This is a genomic window from Nocardioides sp. GCM10028917 (genome assembly GCF_042666175.1).
GTDB lineage: Bacteria > Actinomycetota > Actinomycetes > Propionibacteriales > Nocardioidaceae > Nocardioides.
The window spans coordinates 138,987-157,362 of the sequence record NZ_JBHTFL010000007.1 but is presented as its reverse complement, the minus strand read 5'-3'; the positions used below and the strand labels follow the sequence as shown (position 1 = coordinate 157,362).

The 18,376-nt window shown below is 67.1% G+C and carries 14 protein-coding genes; 11 read left to right on the top strand and 3 right to left on the bottom strand.

Features of this window, described 5'->3' with window-relative positions; genetic code table 11:
* Positions 1-59: 59 nt before the first annotated feature.
* The 3 genes from ACFQW6_RS10125 (at position 60) to ACFQW6_RS10115 (ending at position 2,349) form a co-directional block, all read left to right on the top strand.
* Positions 60-701 (top strand): NAD(P)-dependent oxidoreductase, encoded by a 642-nt coding sequence (locus ACFQW6_RS10125; protein WP_378544065.1) that lies wholly within the window; start codon positions 60-62, stop codon positions 699-701.
* 60 nt (positions 702-761) lie between these two features.
* A complete protein-coding gene (locus ACFQW6_RS10120) occupies positions 762-1,619 on the top strand; it encodes an NAD(P)H-binding protein (RefSeq protein WP_378544062.1) in 858 nt (285 codons plus the stop codon).
* A gap of 73 nt (positions 1,620-1,692) precedes the next feature.
* Positions 1,693-2,349, top strand: coding sequence for an NADPH-dependent F420 reductase (locus ACFQW6_RS10115; protein WP_378544059.1), 657 nt, complete (start codon positions 1,693-1,695; stop codon positions 2,347-2,349).
* Positions 2,350-2,911: 562 nt separating this feature from the next.
* Here the strand turns inward: ACFQW6_RS10115 and ACFQW6_RS10110 are convergent.
* Both ACFQW6_RS10110 and ACFQW6_RS10105 read right to left on the bottom strand, forming a co-directional pair.
* A complete protein-coding gene (locus ACFQW6_RS10110; RefSeq protein WP_378544056.1) occupies positions 2,912-3,841 on the bottom strand; it encodes an amidase domain-containing protein in 930 nt (309 codons plus the stop codon).
* A 472-nt stretch (positions 3,842-4,313) separates the two neighbouring features.
* The gene (locus ACFQW6_RS10105; RefSeq protein WP_378544053.1) at positions 4,314-5,786 is read right to left on the bottom strand and encodes a DUF1254 domain-containing protein; all 1,473 of its coding nucleotides are present in this window, start codon (positions 5,784-5,786) and stop codon (positions 4,314-4,316) included.
* Between the two features lie 528 nt (positions 5,787-6,314).
* On the opposite strand from ACFQW6_RS10105, the gene ACFQW6_RS10100 reads away from it, so the two are divergent.
* The 8 genes from ACFQW6_RS10100 to ACFQW6_RS10065 all read left to right on the top strand — a co-directional run bounded on the left by ACFQW6_RS10100 (position 6,315) and on the right by ACFQW6_RS10065 (position 16,380).
* Positions 6,315-7,325, top strand: coding sequence for a tyrosine-type recombinase/integrase (locus ACFQW6_RS10100; RefSeq protein WP_378544050.1), 1,011 nt, complete (start codon positions 6,315-6,317; stop codon positions 7,323-7,325).
* 747 nt (positions 7,326-8,072) lie between these two features.
* Positions 8,073-9,296 carry a calcium-binding protein gene (locus ACFQW6_RS10095; protein WP_378544047.1) on the top strand — a complete coding sequence of 408 codons (1,224 nt, stop codon included), beginning with the start codon at positions 8,073-8,075 and terminating at the stop codon, positions 9,294-9,296.
* Positions 9,297-9,796: 500 nt separating this feature from the next.
* Positions 9,797-11,017 (top strand): calcium-binding protein, encoded by a 1,221-nt coding sequence (locus ACFQW6_RS10090; protein ID WP_378544044.1) that lies wholly within the window; start codon positions 9,797-9,799, stop codon positions 11,015-11,017.
* Positions 11,018-11,508: 491 nt separating this feature from the next.
* Entirely contained in the window at positions 11,509-12,741 is a 1,233-nt protein-coding gene (locus ACFQW6_RS10085) for a calcium-binding protein (RefSeq protein WP_378544042.1), read from the top strand.
* A 527-nt stretch (positions 12,742-13,268) separates the two neighbouring features.
* Complete coding sequence (locus tag ACFQW6_RS10080) at positions 13,269-13,844, top strand: TetR/AcrR family transcriptional regulator (protein WP_378544039.1); 576 nt, start codon at positions 13,269-13,271, stop codon at positions 13,842-13,844.
* Positions 13,841-14,377, top strand: coding sequence for a dihydrofolate reductase family protein (locus ACFQW6_RS10075; protein ID WP_378544036.1), 537 nt, complete (start codon positions 13,841-13,843; stop codon positions 14,375-14,377). The genes ACFQW6_RS10080 and ACFQW6_RS10075 overlap by 4 nt, the downstream gene beginning before the upstream one ends.
* 276 nt (positions 14,378-14,653) lie before the next feature.
* Entirely contained in the window at positions 14,654-14,776 is a 123-nt protein-coding gene (locus tag ACFQW6_RS10070; RefSeq protein WP_378544033.1) for a hypothetical protein, read from the top strand.
* A gap of 1,004 nt (positions 14,777-15,780) precedes the next feature.
* Positions 15,781-16,380: a hypothetical protein gene (locus ACFQW6_RS10065; RefSeq protein WP_378544031.1), complete on the top strand. Its 600-nt coding sequence runs from the start codon at positions 15,781-15,783 to the stop codon at positions 16,378-16,380.
* Between the two features lie 488 nt (positions 16,381-16,868).
* Here ACFQW6_RS10065 and ACFQW6_RS10060 read toward each other — a convergent pair whose 3' ends face one another.
* Positions 16,869-18,113 (bottom strand): MFS transporter, encoded by a 1,245-nt coding sequence (locus ACFQW6_RS10060; RefSeq protein ID WP_378544028.1) that lies wholly within the window; start codon positions 18,111-18,113, stop codon positions 16,869-16,871.
* Positions 18,114-18,376: the final 263 nt, after the last annotated feature.

Genomic DNA, 18,376 nt, shown 5'->3' with positions numbered 1-18,376 from the left:
CGACCTCTCGAACCTCAGTCCAACGCCACCTCCCTGACTCCGCCAGGAGAACCATCCGCATGAACGTCACCGTCTTCGGCGCCACCGGCGCCATCGGCTCCCTCACCGTTACCGAGCTCCTCGAGCGCGGCCACACCGTCACCGCGTATGCCCGCAACGCCGCCAAGGTCCCCACCAGCTGGGGCGACCGGGTCCGCGTCGTCATCGGCGAGATGTCGGACGCCGCCGCCATCGACACCGCCGTCACCGGCGCCGACGCAGTCGTCAGCGCCCTGGGCCCGAGCATGGACCGCAAGGCCACCGGCCTGCCGCTCGTCGAGGGCACCCAGCACATCCTGGATGCGATGAAGCGCCACGGCGTGACCCGCTACATCGGCCACGCCACCCCCGCCGTCCTCGACCCGCAGGAGAAGCCCACCCCCGTCACCCGCCTCATCGGGTTCATGCCCCGCACCTTCATGCGCCGCGCCTACGACGAGATCCACGGCATGACCGACCCCGTCAAGGCATCCGACCTCGACTGGACCATCGTCCGGTTCATCGCCCCGAAGGACACCCCCAAGCAGGACAAGCTGCGCGTCGGGTTCTTCGGCACCGACAAGCTCGGCTTCGCCGTGCCTCGCGCTGACATCGCGGCGTTCACCGCCGCCCAGGTCGACGACACCACCTATGTCCGCCGCGCGCCCGCCATCAGCAACTGACACCCAGCAACTGACACCGGCACGCGCAGCCACCCCATAGCCAGAAGGACTCAGACCCTCATGACCATCGCCATCATCGGCGCCACCGGCCAGCTCGGCGCCCTCGCCATCGACGCACTCCTCGACCGCGGCGCCCCGGCCAGCGACATCCTCGCCCTCGGCCGCAACACCGACAAGCTCCAGGCCTACGCCGACCGCGGCCTCCGCACCGCCACCCTTGACCTCGACGACGACGTCGACGCCACCGCCGCACAGCTCGACGGCGTCGACAAGCTGCTGCTCATCTCCGTCGGCGCTCCTGGCCAGGCCCTCGGACCGCGTGGCAACGCCATCGACGCCGCCCGCAAGGCCGGCGTCGGGCACCTCGTCTACACCTCCGCGTTGCAGGCACCGACCACCATCCTGGGACTGGCGGCTGAGCACAAGGCCACCGAGGAGCTCGTCAGCGCCTCCGGTGTCCCGGCGACGTTCCTGCGCAACGGCTGGTACACCGAGAACCACGCCCAGGAGTTCACCGCCGCACGCGAGCACGGCGTCATCGCCAACAGCGTCGCCGACGGCCGTCTCGCCACCGCCACCCGCAAGGACTACGCCGAAGCCGCCGCCGCCGTGCTCACCGGCACCGGCCACGAAGCCCAGGCCTACGAGCTGTCCGGCGACACCGCCTGGACGTACGCCGACTTCGCCGCCACCGCCCAAGAGGTCCTCGACCAGCCCGTGACGTACCAGGCGCTCACCCCGGAGCAGGAGCACGAGCAGCTCCTCGGCTTCGGCCTCGACGAGCCCACCGCCGAGTTCATGGTCGCCCTGCACGGCGACATGCGCCAGGACGCCCTCGCACCCACCCCCGGTGACCTCGCGCGCCTCATCGGCCACCCCACCGAGTCCCTCGAGACCACCATGCGCTCCTGGGTCTGACCACTGCGGAGGAGGCGCCTCCGGCGCCTCCTCCACACCCACCCCCTCACTTCAACTACGCGACAGGACTCCGATGAGCACCACACCTCGACCCGTCATCGGCATCTTCGGTGCCGGCAAGGTCGGCATCGCCCTCGCCCGACTGGCCGTCGACGCCGGCTACACCGTCCACATCGCGTCCTCGGGCACCACCGCGGACACCGCTGGTATCACCCGCTTCTTCGCGCCCGCCGCTCTCCCCGCCGACGGTGACGACCTGCCCGGCCTCGCCGACGTGCTCGTCATCGCCGTACCCCTGCGACGCTTCCGCGAGCTCCCGCTCGCGGCCATGGCAGGTCGCATCGTCATCGACGCCATGAACTACTGGCCGCCCATCGACGGCACCCTGCCCGAGTTCCAGCACACCCACCGGCCCACCAGCACCATCGTGCGCGACGCCCTCCCGCCGACCGCACGGCTGGTGAAGACCTTCAACCACCTCGGCTACCACCAGCTCCAAGAACTGCCCCGTCCCGCCGGAGCCACCGACCGCGTCGCCCTCGCCGTCGCAGGCGACGACCCCCGCGCCGTCGAGACGGTTGCAGAGTTTATGGACGACCTCGGGTTCGACCCAGTCACGCTCCGCAGCCTCGAGGACAGCGACATGCTCGAAGCGGGCTCGTCAGTATTCGGCCAGCCTTTCAACCAGCACCAACTGCGCCGCGCGCTGGGCATCGACCGCGCCGCATAGACCAAGCCGTCCGTGCGGACCGGGTCTAGTCAGACTTGCGCGGTCGTCCAGATCTTCTGCAGTGAGTGCGTCACTCCGCCGCCTGTCATCGTCGTGGGTCAGCAGCGCGAATCTTAGAGACTCTGCATGCCCACAAGCCGAACGTGCTTCTGCGCGGAGACCTGGGGCGGCCAGATCTCGTACTTTCCCGCTCTCGGCGACCCGATGCCTTTCGAGGACGTCGGCGGTGGCTCAGTCACCTGTGGCCAGCGACGAGCTCGAGGAGCACGAGGGCATCCAGCTGCGGGTCTACGTGCCGAAGTCCGATCGCCCTGAGCGCTGCCTGCCCATTTCGCCGCCTGTCGGTGCACTTCGATCATCCGGACATGCGGAGATGCGGTCCGGGCCTCCCCCAAGAGCGGGCAGCAGCACGGCCGCGCCTGCTCCATGGCATGCACACTTCAGTGGTGCGCCGTGCCGGGCGGCCGAGCGCGGTCGCGCGGTCTGCGTTGTATGACTCGTGTCGCCCGCGAGAAGGGGCCGACCACCGCTTGAAGGTGGTCGGCCACTTCCAATGCGTGGGTCAGGCGTTGTTGAAGTGGATGAGTTGGGCGGCTACGGCGGGGTAGGAGGCCTGGAGCCAGTCTTGGCTGTTCTCGGAGTAGGTCCAGCCTCGATGGTCGTAAGAGGAGAAGAGCCCGTTGGGGGAGGTGCCCCATTCGGCGACCAGGGGGTAGTAGTCGGAATCGACGCCCACGACGAGGGCGAGGTGGTCGGTGGTGCCGTCGCCTTCCCAGTCGTAGGAAATGACATCGCCGGGTGCGGCTTCGGGGACGGCGTTGGTTGTGAAGTTCAGGTCGTAAATGCTCACGTCTTGGGTGGCGGTGAGGTGGTCGATGAGATCGGGGGCGACCCATGCGGTGACGCTGCCGGGAAGCCAGCCGAATCTGCCGTGTCGGGTGGTGTTGTTCCAAGTGTCGTCTTGGGGAAGTCCGGCGGCCCAGAGGGCTTGGGAGACAAACCAGGTGCACCCGCTGGCGCCGACGGGTTGTGCGGCCATCGCGTTGGTGAGGGCCCACGTGGCGGCGGTGTCACGGTCGAAGGCAGGTGCAGGTTCGGTGGTAGTGATTGTGGCTGGTGGGGCGGTGCCGCACTGACCGAGTTCGGGTGGCGGTCCGTATCCACCGGTGTCGAGCCAGGATTCTGCCCAGAAGTATCCGGCGGTGTCTTGGATCCATGTGGTGGAGGTGTAGTCGTCGTAATTGGTGATGGCTTCGCCGTTGGACCAGCAGACGGCGGAGATGGTGGTTCCTTCGGGGACGGCGGTCCCAGTGCGGGCCGTATAGGCCGGTGCGGTGCGCGGGTAGGCGCCGAGCCCAGCGGTGAAGGAAAGGGTGTAAGTGGGGTTCTCGGCGGCCGCTGGCGACGCAGCGAGGACGGTGCCGAGGACGAGGACGAGGGTGGCCGTGAGAGCGGCAGTGAGGCGCCTGCACGGGGTCGAAGGTTGGATCATGGGTAGGTCCAATCCCCGGCCTTCGCGTGACCTCCGGGTTGAGGTGCGCGTGGTCCCGGATGACAACCGTATTCGTGATGTCAGGGTGCCGGGAATGGGCTGTGATCTCCGTTTGGTTACGGGGCGGTGACAGTTGCGCAAGTCGCGGTGCTGCTGGGACAGGAGGGGTGTGGCGGCTCCGTCTCGCTGCATTTGTGGGCTCGCCCGGCGTCTACCTGGTCAAGGCACGAACCCCGTTCCGCGACGAGGCGCAAGCCATCTCGCGGACCCGGTGCTGCCTGGCCGCGTGCTCGTCGACGTCTTCCTTCGGGCGAGACACGCTCACGCCCTAGGATGTGAGCGCCGCGAGCACGCCCGTTGACGCCAAATTCAGCTGATCAACCTGCGTTTTTTCGCCGCCAGTCGGCGCGGTGCTGAAGCGCAGTGCCTGACGAGTGGGGTGCCGCGGCGGTCGGCCTTCCTCGGGCAGTTGCTAGGGGACGTGGACCGGTTCGATGTCGCCGGGCATCCAGGTGTTGTCGAACCAGGGCTCGAGGGGGCCGTAGAGCCGCAGGATGGTGAACCACTTCTTGCCGGGGACGGTCTGGGTCCAGTTGCCGGGGTTATGGGTTGGCGGGGTCGGTCCGAAGGTGAGGGTGAGCGAGCCGTCGGGGTTGGCAACGAGTGGGTCGCGGGTGTTGTTCTTGCTGGGGAAGGGTTGCCCGGTTTGTAGTTCTGACCTGGTTTGGGTGTCGTAGAGCACGATCGACCAGAAGTCTTTGGCTGGGACGTCTGGTGGGAGGGTGAGCTCGTAGTCCTTCGCTCCGTCGAGGTATTCGCCGGTGGTGTCGTGCTCGGTGAAGGCGTACTGCGATCCGACGCCGGGGATTTTCAGGGCCATGGCTGGCGTGTTGACGGTCGCGAGGTAGAAGAACAGGGTTCGGGCGTCGAGGTTGCGTCCTCCGATGCCGTCGTCGATGAGCCAGCGGTAGTCGTCGCCGATGAACGCGCTCTTCCACTTGCTGCCCGGGTACTTGTACGCCTCGGGGTCGCGGGTTTTGAACGCGATGGCGCGGGCGGTGCCGTTGGCTACCGCGACGGCGTCGGTGAGCAGTGCGCGCATCCGGTCATCGGGCGCGAACGGGCGTCCCTTGATGATCCCGATGGCAGCAAGTAGCCCTCGGGTCTCGTCGTCGATGACCTCGAGGGGTTCACGCTGGATGACCGCGTCCAGCTCGTCGTAGAACGACACGTCGTTGGCGTGGATGGTGTTGAACTCCCGGCCGCCGAGGGAGATGAACTCCATCTCCGGCGGAGCGTCCGCCTGTGCGAGCGGGTACACGCGGAGTCCGTCGTGGAAGTTCTTGGTCGGCGCATCGGGTCTGCCGTCGACCAGGAGTCCCCGCATGATCAGCCAGTTGATTCGGGACCGTGTCTCGGCGACGAAGTGACCATCGGGGACGGGCCCGTCGTACCCGGCGGGAACGATCAGGTACTTGCCGCCCTGCCCACGATCAGGCCCCGGGCGACCCATGTCGGTGACGAACCGGAACCAGGCGTCGTTCACGGTGGTCGGACCGCAGCCGGGTGGGATCTCCACGACCGTGGGGCCGTCGCGCTCGAGGTCGAGGATGCCCGAGACGTAGACGGTGTCGGTGTTTCCCGTCAGGAACAGCGGGTTCGAGTCCAACAGCTGATCGGCGATCCCGACCTGGTGGGAGGCAGTGATTCCTACTTCCTCCATGCCGAGGCGCATTGCCTCCACCGACGCAGCGGGCACGCAGGTGAGGAACGCCTCGACACCGCGTAGGAAGTCAAGATGGTCGAAGAGGATCTGCGCGGTCGCTTGGGTGGGGAGGCCGTCGTCGAACTCAAGGGTGCCGATGCGGGTCTCGACCTTGTCCGGCGTGAAGATCTTGGCCGGCACGGGTGTGTTGTAGCCATCGGGCTTCACGGTCTCGCTCACGGTGGGTGCTCTCCCTCGTCGTCGCCGGCCCTGACGGAACAAGGTCCGCGGGCCCGACGGTAACCAGGAGCCGCCGCGTCGCAGCTCACCCAGCACGGATGAGTTGGCGGCCCTCCAACGCCGAGGCAAGGGCGAGTCTTGCCGCCGCCTATCGGCGCCTTCATCGTGCACCCCACCGAATTGGGCAGCGGAATCGTGGACGGGTGCGCTCGAGCTCTTCGGCCACCCGACTCCACGTGCGTCGCTAGGGGCCCTCACGGTCTGACCGACACGGCCCGGACCGGGGGACAAGCTCGTAGACCACTCCTCGCGGGCCTGACCCGTCCCGTCGCTGCGAAGCGGTCAAGTAGTTGCGCCGGCAGTCGAGTGGAGGGGGACTTCCCGGTGACTACTCGGCGGAAACTCGGGGTTTCCGTGCCTCCCCTGCCCAGCACGGAGCACGTCGGCGAGCACGTCGGTGTGCGCTGGTGGGGGAGTGGCCGCCGGCGTCGGTGGTGGAGACGGTGGAGCCGCCGCTACAACCCGGGCATGACCCGCACCGACCCAGCTGACACCCACAACCTCCACCCGGCCGGCCGCACCGACGCCGGCCACACCGACGCCGGCCTCACCGACGCCGACCACGCCCGGATCGCCGCCGCGCACGCAGCCGCCCGGACCGCCTCGACCCGGACGGTGTACCGCTACGCCTGGCGGCAGTGGCAGCGCTGGTGCGCCGACCGCGGCCTCCCCGCGCTGCCGGGCGACCCCGCCGCGGTGGGCGCCTACCTCGCCGAACGGGCCGCGCACGGCATCACCATGGCCACCCTCGACGTCGCCTGCTCGGCCATCGGGCACCAGCACCGCAGCCACGGCGTGGCCAACCCGACCACCCACGAGTCGGTGCGCCAGGTCCGCGCCGGGCTGCGCCGCACCTACGGCACCGCGCCCCACCGGCAGGCCCGCCCGCTGAGCGTGCCCGAGATCCGGCAGGTGATCGACCACATCGACCGGACCCGACCGATCGGCGTCCGCGACACCGCGATCATCCTGCTCGGCTACGCCGGCGCGCTGCGCCGCTCCGAGCTGGTCGCCCTCACCCTCGCCGACCTCGACCACCACACCGCCGGGCTGCTGCTCAACATCCGCCCGTCCAAGACCGACCAGGACGCCCGCGGCCAGGTCGTCGGCATCGCCCACGGCCAGCACCCGGCCACCGACCCGATCGCCGCCCTCGACGCCTGGCTCACCCGGCGCGGACGCCAACCCGGCCCGCTGTTCACCCGCGTCTACGCCACCCGCATCCACGCCGACCCGCTCACCGGCAACACCATCACCCGCATGCTGCACGCCCGCGCCGCCGCCGCCGGGCTCCCCGCCGAACGGATCACCGCCCACTCCCTGCGCGCCGGACACGCCACCACCGCCGCCCTCGCCGGCGTCCCCCTCGAGCGGATCGCCGCCCAGACCCGACACCGCGACATCTCCGTCCTCATCGAGCGCTACATCCGCCCACTCGACGCCCTGGCCACCACCTCCAGCCGCGACCTCGGACTCTGACGGCCCCGACCTCCGGCGAGGACGGATCGGCCCGCACTCTCCGAAACAAACCAGTGTGGCGTGGCCGGTCGACGGTAGGGCCGACACGGAACCCGCGACGACCTGCGCCAGCCTCCGCGTCGAGTCACACCCGCCACCCGTGCGGGCAACGCTCCGCCGGAACGTCGTGCCGCTGCCAACCGCCGCTTGTCGGTGCCTCCCTCGTACCAGAGACCGCTGAGCGGACCTAGGGGCTTGCCGACGCTTAGTTGCAGCGAGTGGGCTGTTTCCGATCTCTTTGATGTGTCCAGCCAATGTCGATCGTCCGTCTTGCGCCAGTCGACCAGGGTTAGGTCGGCGTGTGCCCCCATCTCAGACTCAACACCTTGGACAACGACCTCCTCGACAGCGGACTCGACGTCAACACCATCGACGGCGGACGGGGACAGGACTCCTGCCAAACCCCCGAGCGGTACAACGGGGCCGTGAGCTGCGAGATGTAGGACGCAGTCCTCGACGGACCCCGCCTCAGACCTGTGCTCGGCGTCACGCTCGGCCCTTGGTCCTCAACGGGGAAGCGGCGCAGAATGCGAACAACGGTGCCGAGCTGGAGGCTGGGCCATGGCTACGAGAATTGTCCGTCGAGACGGGTTGCGGGTCACGACTGCCACCGCCCTGACGCTTGCCAGTGGCGCCCTACTGTGGGGCGTCAGCCCCGGCTCGGCCGGAGGTGCGGTCGCCGACGCTCGGCCCAATTGTTACGGGAGAGTGGCGACAATCGTGGGGACGCCCGGGGACGACCACATCGCGGGAACCGCCAAGGCAGACGTCATCGTCGGCGGTGGGGGTACGGACCGTATTGGCGGTAAGTCCGGCGACGACATCATCTGCGGCGGTCCGAGTGGGGTTCGCGTCATCATCGAGCCGGCTGAGAACGTGCCCCAGTCATTGTTCGGTGGTCCAGGCAACGACGTGATCGTCGGTGGACCGCAAGGTGATGCGCTCAGCGATCCGCGCGGGGAGGACGTGCTGCTGGGGCGCGGTGGGGGCGACTTGCTGTCCACCGACTCGTTCAGACGTGGTGACGATGATGTGCTTCGTGGAGGTCCGGGCCCGGACCAGCTGACGAGCTCGCGGGGTGACGACGAGCTTTACGGGGGCAAGGGTGAGGATTTGCTTGAGGACTGGTTGGGCAACAACGTCCTTCGCGGGGGCGGTGGCAACGACACCTTGGGAAGCGGTTCCGGGAACGACGCCATCTACGGTGGGCCCGGGGTCGACAGAGGCGAGTATGCCTTGGTCCTTGACAGTTCGATCCCGGCGAGCAACTGCCCCGACGTCATGGTCGACTTAAGTAGAGGGGTCGCCTCTGGGACGCACTTTGGCGCCGACACGCTGACCGGGGTAGAGAACATCAAGAGTGGTAGTGGAGAGGACGTGCTCATCGGGGACTCGCGGAACAACACCTTCTACGCCGGAAAACCGTGCCACCCGACGGAAGAAGCTGCACAGCGAGACTCGGTGGCCGGCGGCGATGGCTGGGATCGAATCCTCTTCGACAGCCATCTCTGGGACGGCAACACTCCTCTTGGTCCGGTCGCAGTGGATCTAGCCGCCGGCACCGCAGTACAGCCAAACTCAGGTCCATCCGACGTCGTAGTGACCGTTGTGCTGGACTCGATCGAGAACGTCACCGGGACCCGTGGGCGAGACACGATCGTTGGAGACGACCGCCCTAACCGGCTCTCGGGCGGCCTAAGGGGGTGCTGCGAGGGCGACGTCATACGGGGCAGGGGTGGCAACGACTACCTCGTCGGATCCGAGGGGTCGGACACCATCTACGGCGATGAAGGTGCCGACAAGTTGCGTGGTCGTTGGGGCAACGACCGCCTCGACGGCGGACTCGACGTCAACATCGTCGACGGTGGACGAGGAGAGGACTCCTGCCAAAATCCCGACCGGTACAACGGTGCCTTGAACTGTGAGATGTAGGCGTCAGTCCTCGCCTGGCTCTGCTTCAGACCCCATTCGCGGTCGCGTTCCTCGAGCACTGCCGGTAGATCACGCCACGCCACATGGTCGGCCTGGGTACCTTCCCGGCCTACTCAGTCCGGAGCTATCCGACGTCGATGGCATCGTGCAGCCCGACGTGCTCGCGTAGATGCGTCGGGAGGCCGAAGCGATCTGATGCCCGAGGCCGATCATCGGGTCCTAGTGGCAGGACAGGCGTTCTCCTGCAACCTTGCGCCGGTTTAGACATCGTGGCCCTGCGCCGGGGACGGGTCGCACAATGTTCGGAACGCACGGCGATCAGCAGTAACGAGCTTCGGTGAGGAGGCTGAGCCATGGCTAGGCACGCCGCCTACCGAGACGCGGTCAGCGTTGGGACTGCCTCGGCCTTGGCGCTTGTAGCTGGCTCCCTGTTTCTGCCGGCCGGCGCTGCCGTGGCTCAACGTCATTCCGAAGACTCGCGCCCTAAGTGCTATGGCAAAGTGGCAACAATCGTCGGGACGGAGCGGGACGACGACATTGTCGGAACCGCCAAGGCGGACGTGATCGTGGGCCGCGGCGGCCGGGACATCATCAATGGTGGCCGCGGGAACGACATCATCTGCGGAGGGCTAGGTCCGACTCGCACTGAGAACGGGGACGCGGTCATCCAACTTCTCTACGGTGGTCCCGGCGAAGATGTAATCGTCGGCGGCCCCGGGGATGAGGTGGTCGGCGGTGGTGACGGGGTGGACTGGTTGCTTGGACGTGGGGGCGATGACTATGTGTACGGCGGCGAAGAGGGCGAGGGGCCCGGTCAAGCCGACGTTCTGCGCGGTGGAGCTGGCACCGACTGGCTGGACGGCCATGGCGGAGACGACATGCTTCTCGGCCAAGCTGGAGGGGACTACTTCGAGGACGGAGGCGGCGACAACAGTCTCCTCGGTGGTAGCGGTAACGACCGCCTGCTAAGTGGCCCCGGGAACGACGTCATTGTCGGCGGGCCCGGGGTCGACACGGTCGACTACATCACCGTCCTGCCCCGTGGGAGTTCGCTCGTCGATCATTGCAGCACTGTCACGGCGGATCTGAGCGCCGGGGTTGGTTCCGGGGCGGGCTTTGGCGTGGACGCCCTCAAGGGAGTGAACAACGTCGTGACCGGTGGCGGGCAGGACGTGCTGACCGGCGACGCGCGCGCCAACACTTTCTACGTGGGCAAACCGTGCCTTGGCGCGCCGATCCACCGCGAGATTGTTGCAGGAGGCGGTGGCTCGGATCGGATCAGCTTCGACAGCGGCCCCTGGGAGTACGAAGCCGCCTTCGGTCCAGTCACGGTCGATCTGGTCGCCGGAACAGCGGGGCAACGCAGTGACTTCGACGCCACAGTGGTGGAAATCGCGTTGAACTCGATCGAGAACGTCACCGGCACCGAGTTCCCTGACGTCATCCGTGGTGACGACAGCCCCAATCGACTAACGACGGGCGGCGGTACTCAAAGCGGCGTAGGAGACGCCATCTACGGGGGAGGAGGCGACGACCGCCTCTCAGGATCGGACGGCCGGGACACGATCAATGGCGACGAGGGTGCCGACACGCTCCGCGGCCGTGCGGGCAACGACCGCCTCGACGGCGGACTCGACGTCAACACCATCGACGGTGGACGGGGAAAGGACTCCTGCCAGAATCCCGATCGGCACAACGGTGCCCTGAACTGCGAGATGTAGGAGTCAGTCCTTGTCTGGCTCCCCCTCAGCTACCACTAGGCGACAAGCCCTTCGAGCACGCCTCAAGGCCACGCGACGCCCGCTAGTCGTCTTCCTGTTTTTAGTCCCGCTTGACGCATCACTTGATGGCGCTTCTGGCGACCTGTGCTCGCAACGAAATTCTTAGGTCTTCCCGCTGAGTTGCACTCGTCCCGGTGCTGTTCGGGTGCGCTCGCGGGATCTGCGCCGCCACCGGTTTAGACATGCTGGTCTCCATTGTGGACGGGGCGCAGAATCCTACGAACGGTGCCGGGCGGAACGTTCTCCGTTGGGGCGCGTCGCGCCTTGGCTGGGGAGACTGAGTTTTGGCCACGAGAATCGTCCATCGAGACCCGGTACGGGTCACGACGGCAACCGCCCTGATGCTTGCCAGTGGCTGCCTGCTTTGGGGCGTCAGCACTGGCTCGGCTGAAGGTCACACCGACGCCCCCCGACCTACGTGTCGCGGCAAGGTGGCGACAATCGTGGGCACACCGGGGAATGACGACATCATCGGAACCGCCCGGGCCGATGTCATCGTCGGAGGACGTGGTACCGACAGCATCTACGGACGGGCCGGAGACGACATCATCTGCGGCGGTCGCAGCGGGCTTCGCGTCGAGGAGGGCGAGAAGGTCCCTCAATTGCTGTCCGGCGGCCCTGGAGACGACGTGATCGTAGGTGGGCCGGGGCACGACGTGCTCAGCGACACCAATGGCGTGGACCTACTACTCGGGCGCGGTGGAGGCGACAGCATGTCTGTCCACGACAGGGGGGCACAACTCGATGACGACGTGCTTCGTGGAGGAGCGGGGCCGGACCAGTTCTACAGTATCCGAGGCGCCGACAGCCTCTACGGGGGCAAGGGCGACGACTTCTTCCAGGGTGGGCTGGGCGACAACAGCGTCTTTCGAGGCGGCGCAGGCGACGACCGTTTCGACAGCGGTCGGGGGAACGACACCATCTACGGTGGGCCGGGAAGCGACGTAGGCGCTTACATCAACGTGCGCGGACGCATCAGCGGTTCAAGTCACTGCAACGATGTCACCGCCGACCTGAGCAGTGGGGTCGTCTCCGCGGCAGGGTTCGGCGTCGACACGCTCAACGGTGTCGAAAACCTGGCAAGCGGTGGTGGAAACGATGTGCTCGTGGGCAACTCGGCCAACAACACCTTCTACGTCGGTTCAGCGGCGGGGGCGTGCTACGACGAGCGGGCTCCGCGTGAGGCCGTCGCGGGCGGGGGCGGCTGGGACCGAATCAGCTTCGACAGCAACCACTTCGAGCTGAGCTCAGCCTTCGGCCCCGTCGTCGTTGATCTGGCCCTCGGGACCGCAGAACAACGAAGTCTGAGCCCGTTCATCGACGCGGTAGTAGGCATCAAGCTCGACTCGATCGAGAACGTAACCGGGACCGAGTACGCAGACACGATCATGGGAGACGACGGCCCCAATCGACTATCGGACCGCCCGTCGACCTTCAGCGATGGTGGCGACGTCATAAGGGGTCGAGGCGGCGACGACCGCCTGACCGGGTCAGTTGGCCCGGACGATCTGTATGGCGATGAAGGCGCGGACAAATTGGTGGGGCTCGAGGGCAACGACCGCCTTGACGGCGGAACCGGCACCAACGCCATCGACGGCGGGAAAGGGCTAGACACCTGCCAGAACCCCGACCGGTACAACGGCGCCCGGAACTGCGAGGCGTGACTCGCGCGGACCTCGCCCGCTGCCTCTATTCCAGTCAGCCTCGGTCTCAGCCCACCAGTCGCGGTCGCACTCCTCGAGCGCCTCCTGCAGCACACGCCAGGACTCGTACGCCTCACGCTCCGGCTGTCGTGCTCGGTCACGGTCACGGTCGAGTGGCATCCCCTCAGGCATCTTGGATCTGCCGCAATGGGGCGTCTTTCGGCCGCCTGTCGGACCTGCATCATCATCAGACCCACGACGGTTACAACGGACGCCACGCACGGCGCGGATGGGCTGTCAATTAGTCATTTGCTAGGCAAGGCCTCGCCGAGATCAGGTCCCGACGACTGGCGGCTGGAGGATAAATCGGTCGACCGCTCCGACCGCTTCGCCTCCGCGAGTGCGTCCCGTGCGGCCTTGCCCCATTCCAGATACCCATCGGGGTTCGCCTAAGTGGGAGACCCCCAAGCCATCAAACGATCCGGCCGCAGCCCCGTCGGAAGTTGCTGCTGACTTGCACCATTAGTAAATGGACGTACACTAATGTCATGGTGCGCCCCAGGACCGTCTCTGACGACGACTTCATCCAGGCGGCAGCGACGGCTGCCGCCCGCCGGGCGGACGGGTCCTGGTCTCTGGCGGAGGTCGCAGCGGTGGTAGGACTCACCCCCGCGGCCGTCGTCAAGCGCTTCGGATCGAAGCGAGGGCTGCTCCTCGCCGTCGTAACCGCGTGGGAACGTGACCTGCCGGACTATTCCAACGAGTCGAGCACCGACCCGCTTGCACTCCTGCGGGAGTGGGTAGGCAACTGGCTCGCCGCTACCGCGCAACCCGACGACGCGGTAGGTCACCTGACGTTGCTGCTCGACGAGGTCGTCGACGACGAGACGCGACCCCTGCTGGCACGCGGTCGCGAGAAGCAGGCCCGATACCTGCAATCCGCGCTGATCGACGCACACCAGCGCGGTCAGCTGCGCCATGAGCCACCGGCCAACGCCGGAGAGCTCTGGCTCGATCTGCTGGCCGGCGCGACCATCACCGGCGCCATCGAGCAATCCACAAGAGCGGCAACCCGCACGCTCGGCTACATCAACAACGACATCGAGAGGTGGACAGGACAATGACGAACAGGACATGGGAGGGCCTTGTCTTCATCGGGACGAGCGTCGACGGGCAGGTGGCCCGGTCCGACGGATCGCTCGACTGGCTGGTGAGCCGTGGCGAGACCGCAGGCGATGCCGGCTACGCCGAGTTCATGGAGCGGGTGGACGTGATCTTGATGGGGCGAGCGACCTACGAGGTGGCTCGGGGTTTCGAGCCGTGGCCGTACGAGGCGACGCCCGTCGTGGTCCTCAGCACGACACTCCAGGACGACCAGGACGACCGCGTTCGCATCGAGCGGGGCCTCGACGAGGCGACGGAGGTCTTCAATGGCATGGGGGCCAGGGGTGTCTACATCGACGGCGCCAGCACCATCCAGTCCTGCTTGGAGGCGGGCCTGGTGGACGAGCTCACGATCTCCCAGGTCCCGGTCCTCATCGGCGCCGGGATCCCACTCTTCCGGACGGTGCCGCAGGACATCGACCTCACGCTCGGCAGGAGCGTCGTACTCGACGGCGGCATGGTCCAGACGACGTACCGCGTGACGCACGACTGACCATCGCGATCCGCGACTACTACGCGGGTGCTAGGTCAGTCACCGTCGTCAGTGACGACCCCACCCTGTTCCAGAGCGTCGTGCCAGCACTTGTATCCGACGGTTGCTTCACCGTCGTGGGCGACGGCCATGTGCACTGCGATGGTTCCGCTGCGCCGCTCACGAACATCTACCCCGCCGAGAACCTGGCGCCGAGTGGGAGGGCTGGCAGTCCCGCGACAGCGAATTGCCGAACCCGGCGCGGATGTCATCGCTGATCTTCGAGACGTCTGCTGCGTGGTTTCTGAAGTCGACGTGCTGCCGGCCCAGGCGTTGGCCGCGCGAGCATGGGTCGCCCATTCCGTGGACGTCGAGCGGCCCGTCGGCGACGTCATCCTAGGTCGGATCGCGCTCGCCTGAACATCCGGATCTGCCGCGATGTGCGCGGATCTGTCGAGATGCGTGCACCACGGTCGGCCGCTCAATCGGGGCGCACATTGGGTGGCATCATCCGGGGAATGACACAAACGATCGACGTGCCGGGTGGCGGGCACATCGAGTTACCCAGCACCCACGATGGGTACGTCTCAACTCATTCGTCGCGGGCGTGACGGGGGTGTGGCGTGGCAGGCGCTTCCGCCCGGCGGCGAAGGGGACGCTTGGATCGCTGTCTCCGTACGCGGCGACGTGGTGTCCGCCAATTCCTGGTCCGGTTGGCTCGTCGAGTTCGACGTGCGCACCGGGACAGAGACGGCGCGTCACTTCACGAAGTGAACGTCCGCATCTGCCGCTGATGGGCGTGGAGCAAGCGATGTGCGAGCCTGTGTCATGCCGTCGTTCGCGACCTGAGCGAGGTTGCCGCGCACCCCACCCACCTTGAACTCCCGTTTGCTTGGTACGTGATGGGCCCTGACGACCACGCCATCGAGTTCGAGGTCGCGCCGCGAGACTGCGTCACCGCGACCGACTAGTTCGTCGAGCATCCATTGGCCTTGGCAGACGGGACGCCGGTCCGAGTGATTGCGAAGCCTCGGCGCGGAAACTCTTGGACCTCCCCGCCCGCCGAGGACGCCAGCGCTCGCGATGAAGAGTTCGACGATGAGAGTCTCGTGGGACTGAATGTGGACGAGGCGGCTGCCCGAGCCAACGGAGCTGGGTGGCTCGTTCGAGCACACGAGCCCGAGGCGATGGTTACTGCGGACCTCAACTTCAATCGGTTGAATCTCTGCTTCGGGGACGACCGCGTAGTTGAGTCTGTGTCCCGGGGTTAGACGGCCGGAACTGCCGCGATCCGATCGCACGGACAGCCGATGTGCGTGTGTCCGACGACTGCGGCCGGCGCGGGTAGTCGGACCAGCCTCGGCGGGCGCAGCGAAACGGCGAAAATCGACTGCGCCCCCCGGTCGCCTGCATATCGTTCGCGCATGACGTCTCGTGTGAGGTCTCGCGTGTTCACCGTTGCCGTTCTCATGACTCTGACGGCCCCGTCGGCCGCACACGCGGAGACCGTGACGGCTCGCGACGCCGTCGGCGATGTCGAAGCGTTCTACCTCAACGAGGACCAGGACACCCTGCCCGCACCGCACTACGCTGCAAGTGACATCACGCGGACGGTGACCGCGTACGGCATGGAGCGGCTCAAGGTCACGGTCCACCTCCGCGACCTGCGCAATGCCTCCGCAATGCGGACGGATGTCCTGATCCGGACACCTGATGGCCGCTACTTCGGGTCGGTAGTGCGCGGTCCGCGCAAGGTGCGGACCCTCTTCGGCCACCCACGCAGAGGCGCGATCGAGTGCGAGGGCTTCACCGGCACCTACGAAGGCGGGAAGGACCGAGTCACCGTGGTGGTGCCGGCCGCCTGCATCGACTCACCCCGCTGGGTGCAGGTCGGCGTGTCCACAACGGGTGTGGAGCTCAACGATACCGATTCGGAAGACGTCCCGTTCTACGTCGATGACGGTGGTCGCGACGGCGGTGGCGGGCACTGGCCTCGCCTCGGAGAGCGCATCCGACGCGGCTGACCGTCTCTGGCTGTAACGCACTCAGCCGGCCCGATCCCTCCTGGCCGCACCTAGCTGCAGTGCACAGACGCACGCGTCTTTGCCGCAACAGTGCCCGGGCCCGCCGGTGACCGGCTGGCTTTTCGTGTCTGAGGAGATGTCACCTGCACGCCGACTTGTAGACGCGTTCTGGGACTTACGCGACCATGCGCACGACCACCCGGCCATGTGGGAGGAGGCGATGGCAGAGGAGTTGTTGCAACACCTTGCACCCGTCCGTGGGGGCCGCAGAGCCCACGGGAGATCCAGCCGAATGGCTGCTGTGGCCGAGCGGTTGTGCGCTTGGCGACTGGCTGGGACCGGTCGATAGTCGTTCTCGAACATCCGGGTCTGCCGCAATGAGGGCGGCTACGCTCGCCCAGATCTGCCGCGACGACGTTTGTGGACGACCCAGCTCGCGCTTACAGCGACTCACCCAAGCGCGCCCGAAGAACGATGCGGACCGTGGCTCAGACGTCTTGACTCGCGAGCTGCGGCGGGGGTGCGCCGGTCAGTCTGACATCGGTGATGGTGCGTCTGGTGAGCGCGAACGCAGCCACCAGTACGGCGGTGGCGAAACAGGCGAGCTCAACCTGGCCCGCGCCAAAGGCGGCAGCAAGAGGACCCACGGCCACGAGGCCGATCGGTGTGGCCACGAAGGAGAAGAAGCCGTCAATCGCCATGATCCGCGACAGCATCGCCTCGGGCACCTTCTCCTGTACCAGCAGGTTCCACGACAGGTCCAGCAGGCTCAAGGCGGCTCCAGCGAGAACGAAGGACGCCGACAGGACCCACACGGTCACGTGCGTGCCGAGCACCAGCATCGGAACGCACCACCCGACGAAGGCAATCATGATGACCTTCATCGGCGCAGTCACCGTCACCTTGGCGAGGAAGAACGCGGCGACGAACACGCCCACCGCCTGCCCGGACCTGGCCAGCCCCCAGCCCTCGCTGCCGATCGTGTCGTCGGCGATCACCGGACCCAAGACGTTGATCGCCCCACTCACCAGTGCATTGAAGACCAACGCTGCACACGAGGCCGGGATCACCCAGCCGAGCTGACGCGCGAACGCCCACCCCGCGACAAAGTCGCCGATGACACTCGCCTTCGCCTGACTGCGATCACCCGCCGGCAGACGCACCAGCAGCAGCAGCGCTGCGGCGACGAAGTAGGTCGCTGCGTCGACCGCCAGTGCCCAGCCCGGCCCGACGGTCGCGACCAGCACCCCCGAGACCGCTGGGCCGAGAATCCCCAGGGCACTGGTGGCTTGACCGATGAGCAGGAACGCTGCTTGGCGTTCCTCGACCGGCAGCAGGATCGGGACCATCCCGAGGAACGCGGGATAGCTCACTGCGAACACGGTGCCGGCCACCGCTTGCAAGACCACCAGGTGCCAGATCTCGGCATGCCCGCTGATGACCAGGCCCGCGGTGAGCGCCTGGGTGACGCCTTGGACGAGGTTGCACCCACGCAGCACCAGCGCCCGTGGCAGCCGATCGGCAATTGCTCCGCCCAGGAGCATGAACACGACCGTCGGCACGCTCGACGCGGCAAGGACCCAGCCGAGGGCCGAGGCGGAGTCGTCGATGTCGAGGACAGCGAACGCCAGCGCTACGCCCGCCATCGACGAGCCAGCCCGGTTCACGACCTGACCGATGAAGAAGTAGCGGAAGGCGGGGGCCGCGAGTGGCGACAATCGGCTGCTACTCACCGGGAGAGTGAAGCGGCAAACCAGCCGCTAGACAAGTGGGCGGCCAGCCGTCGTTGACCCACCGGACCACGTCCGGCGGGGCGTTCTCGCAAGCGGTACCCGCGCCTTCGTCGCACTCCACCTCTCGAAACCTAGTGACAGTCGTGAGGCCATGGACCCATCGCGACCCGCGCGCTTGCGAGGTGCGTCAAACCGCCGCTTCTCGGGGACGCTGTCGACATCCAGATCCGCCCATGAGCGTGGCGTCTTGGCATGATGACGCG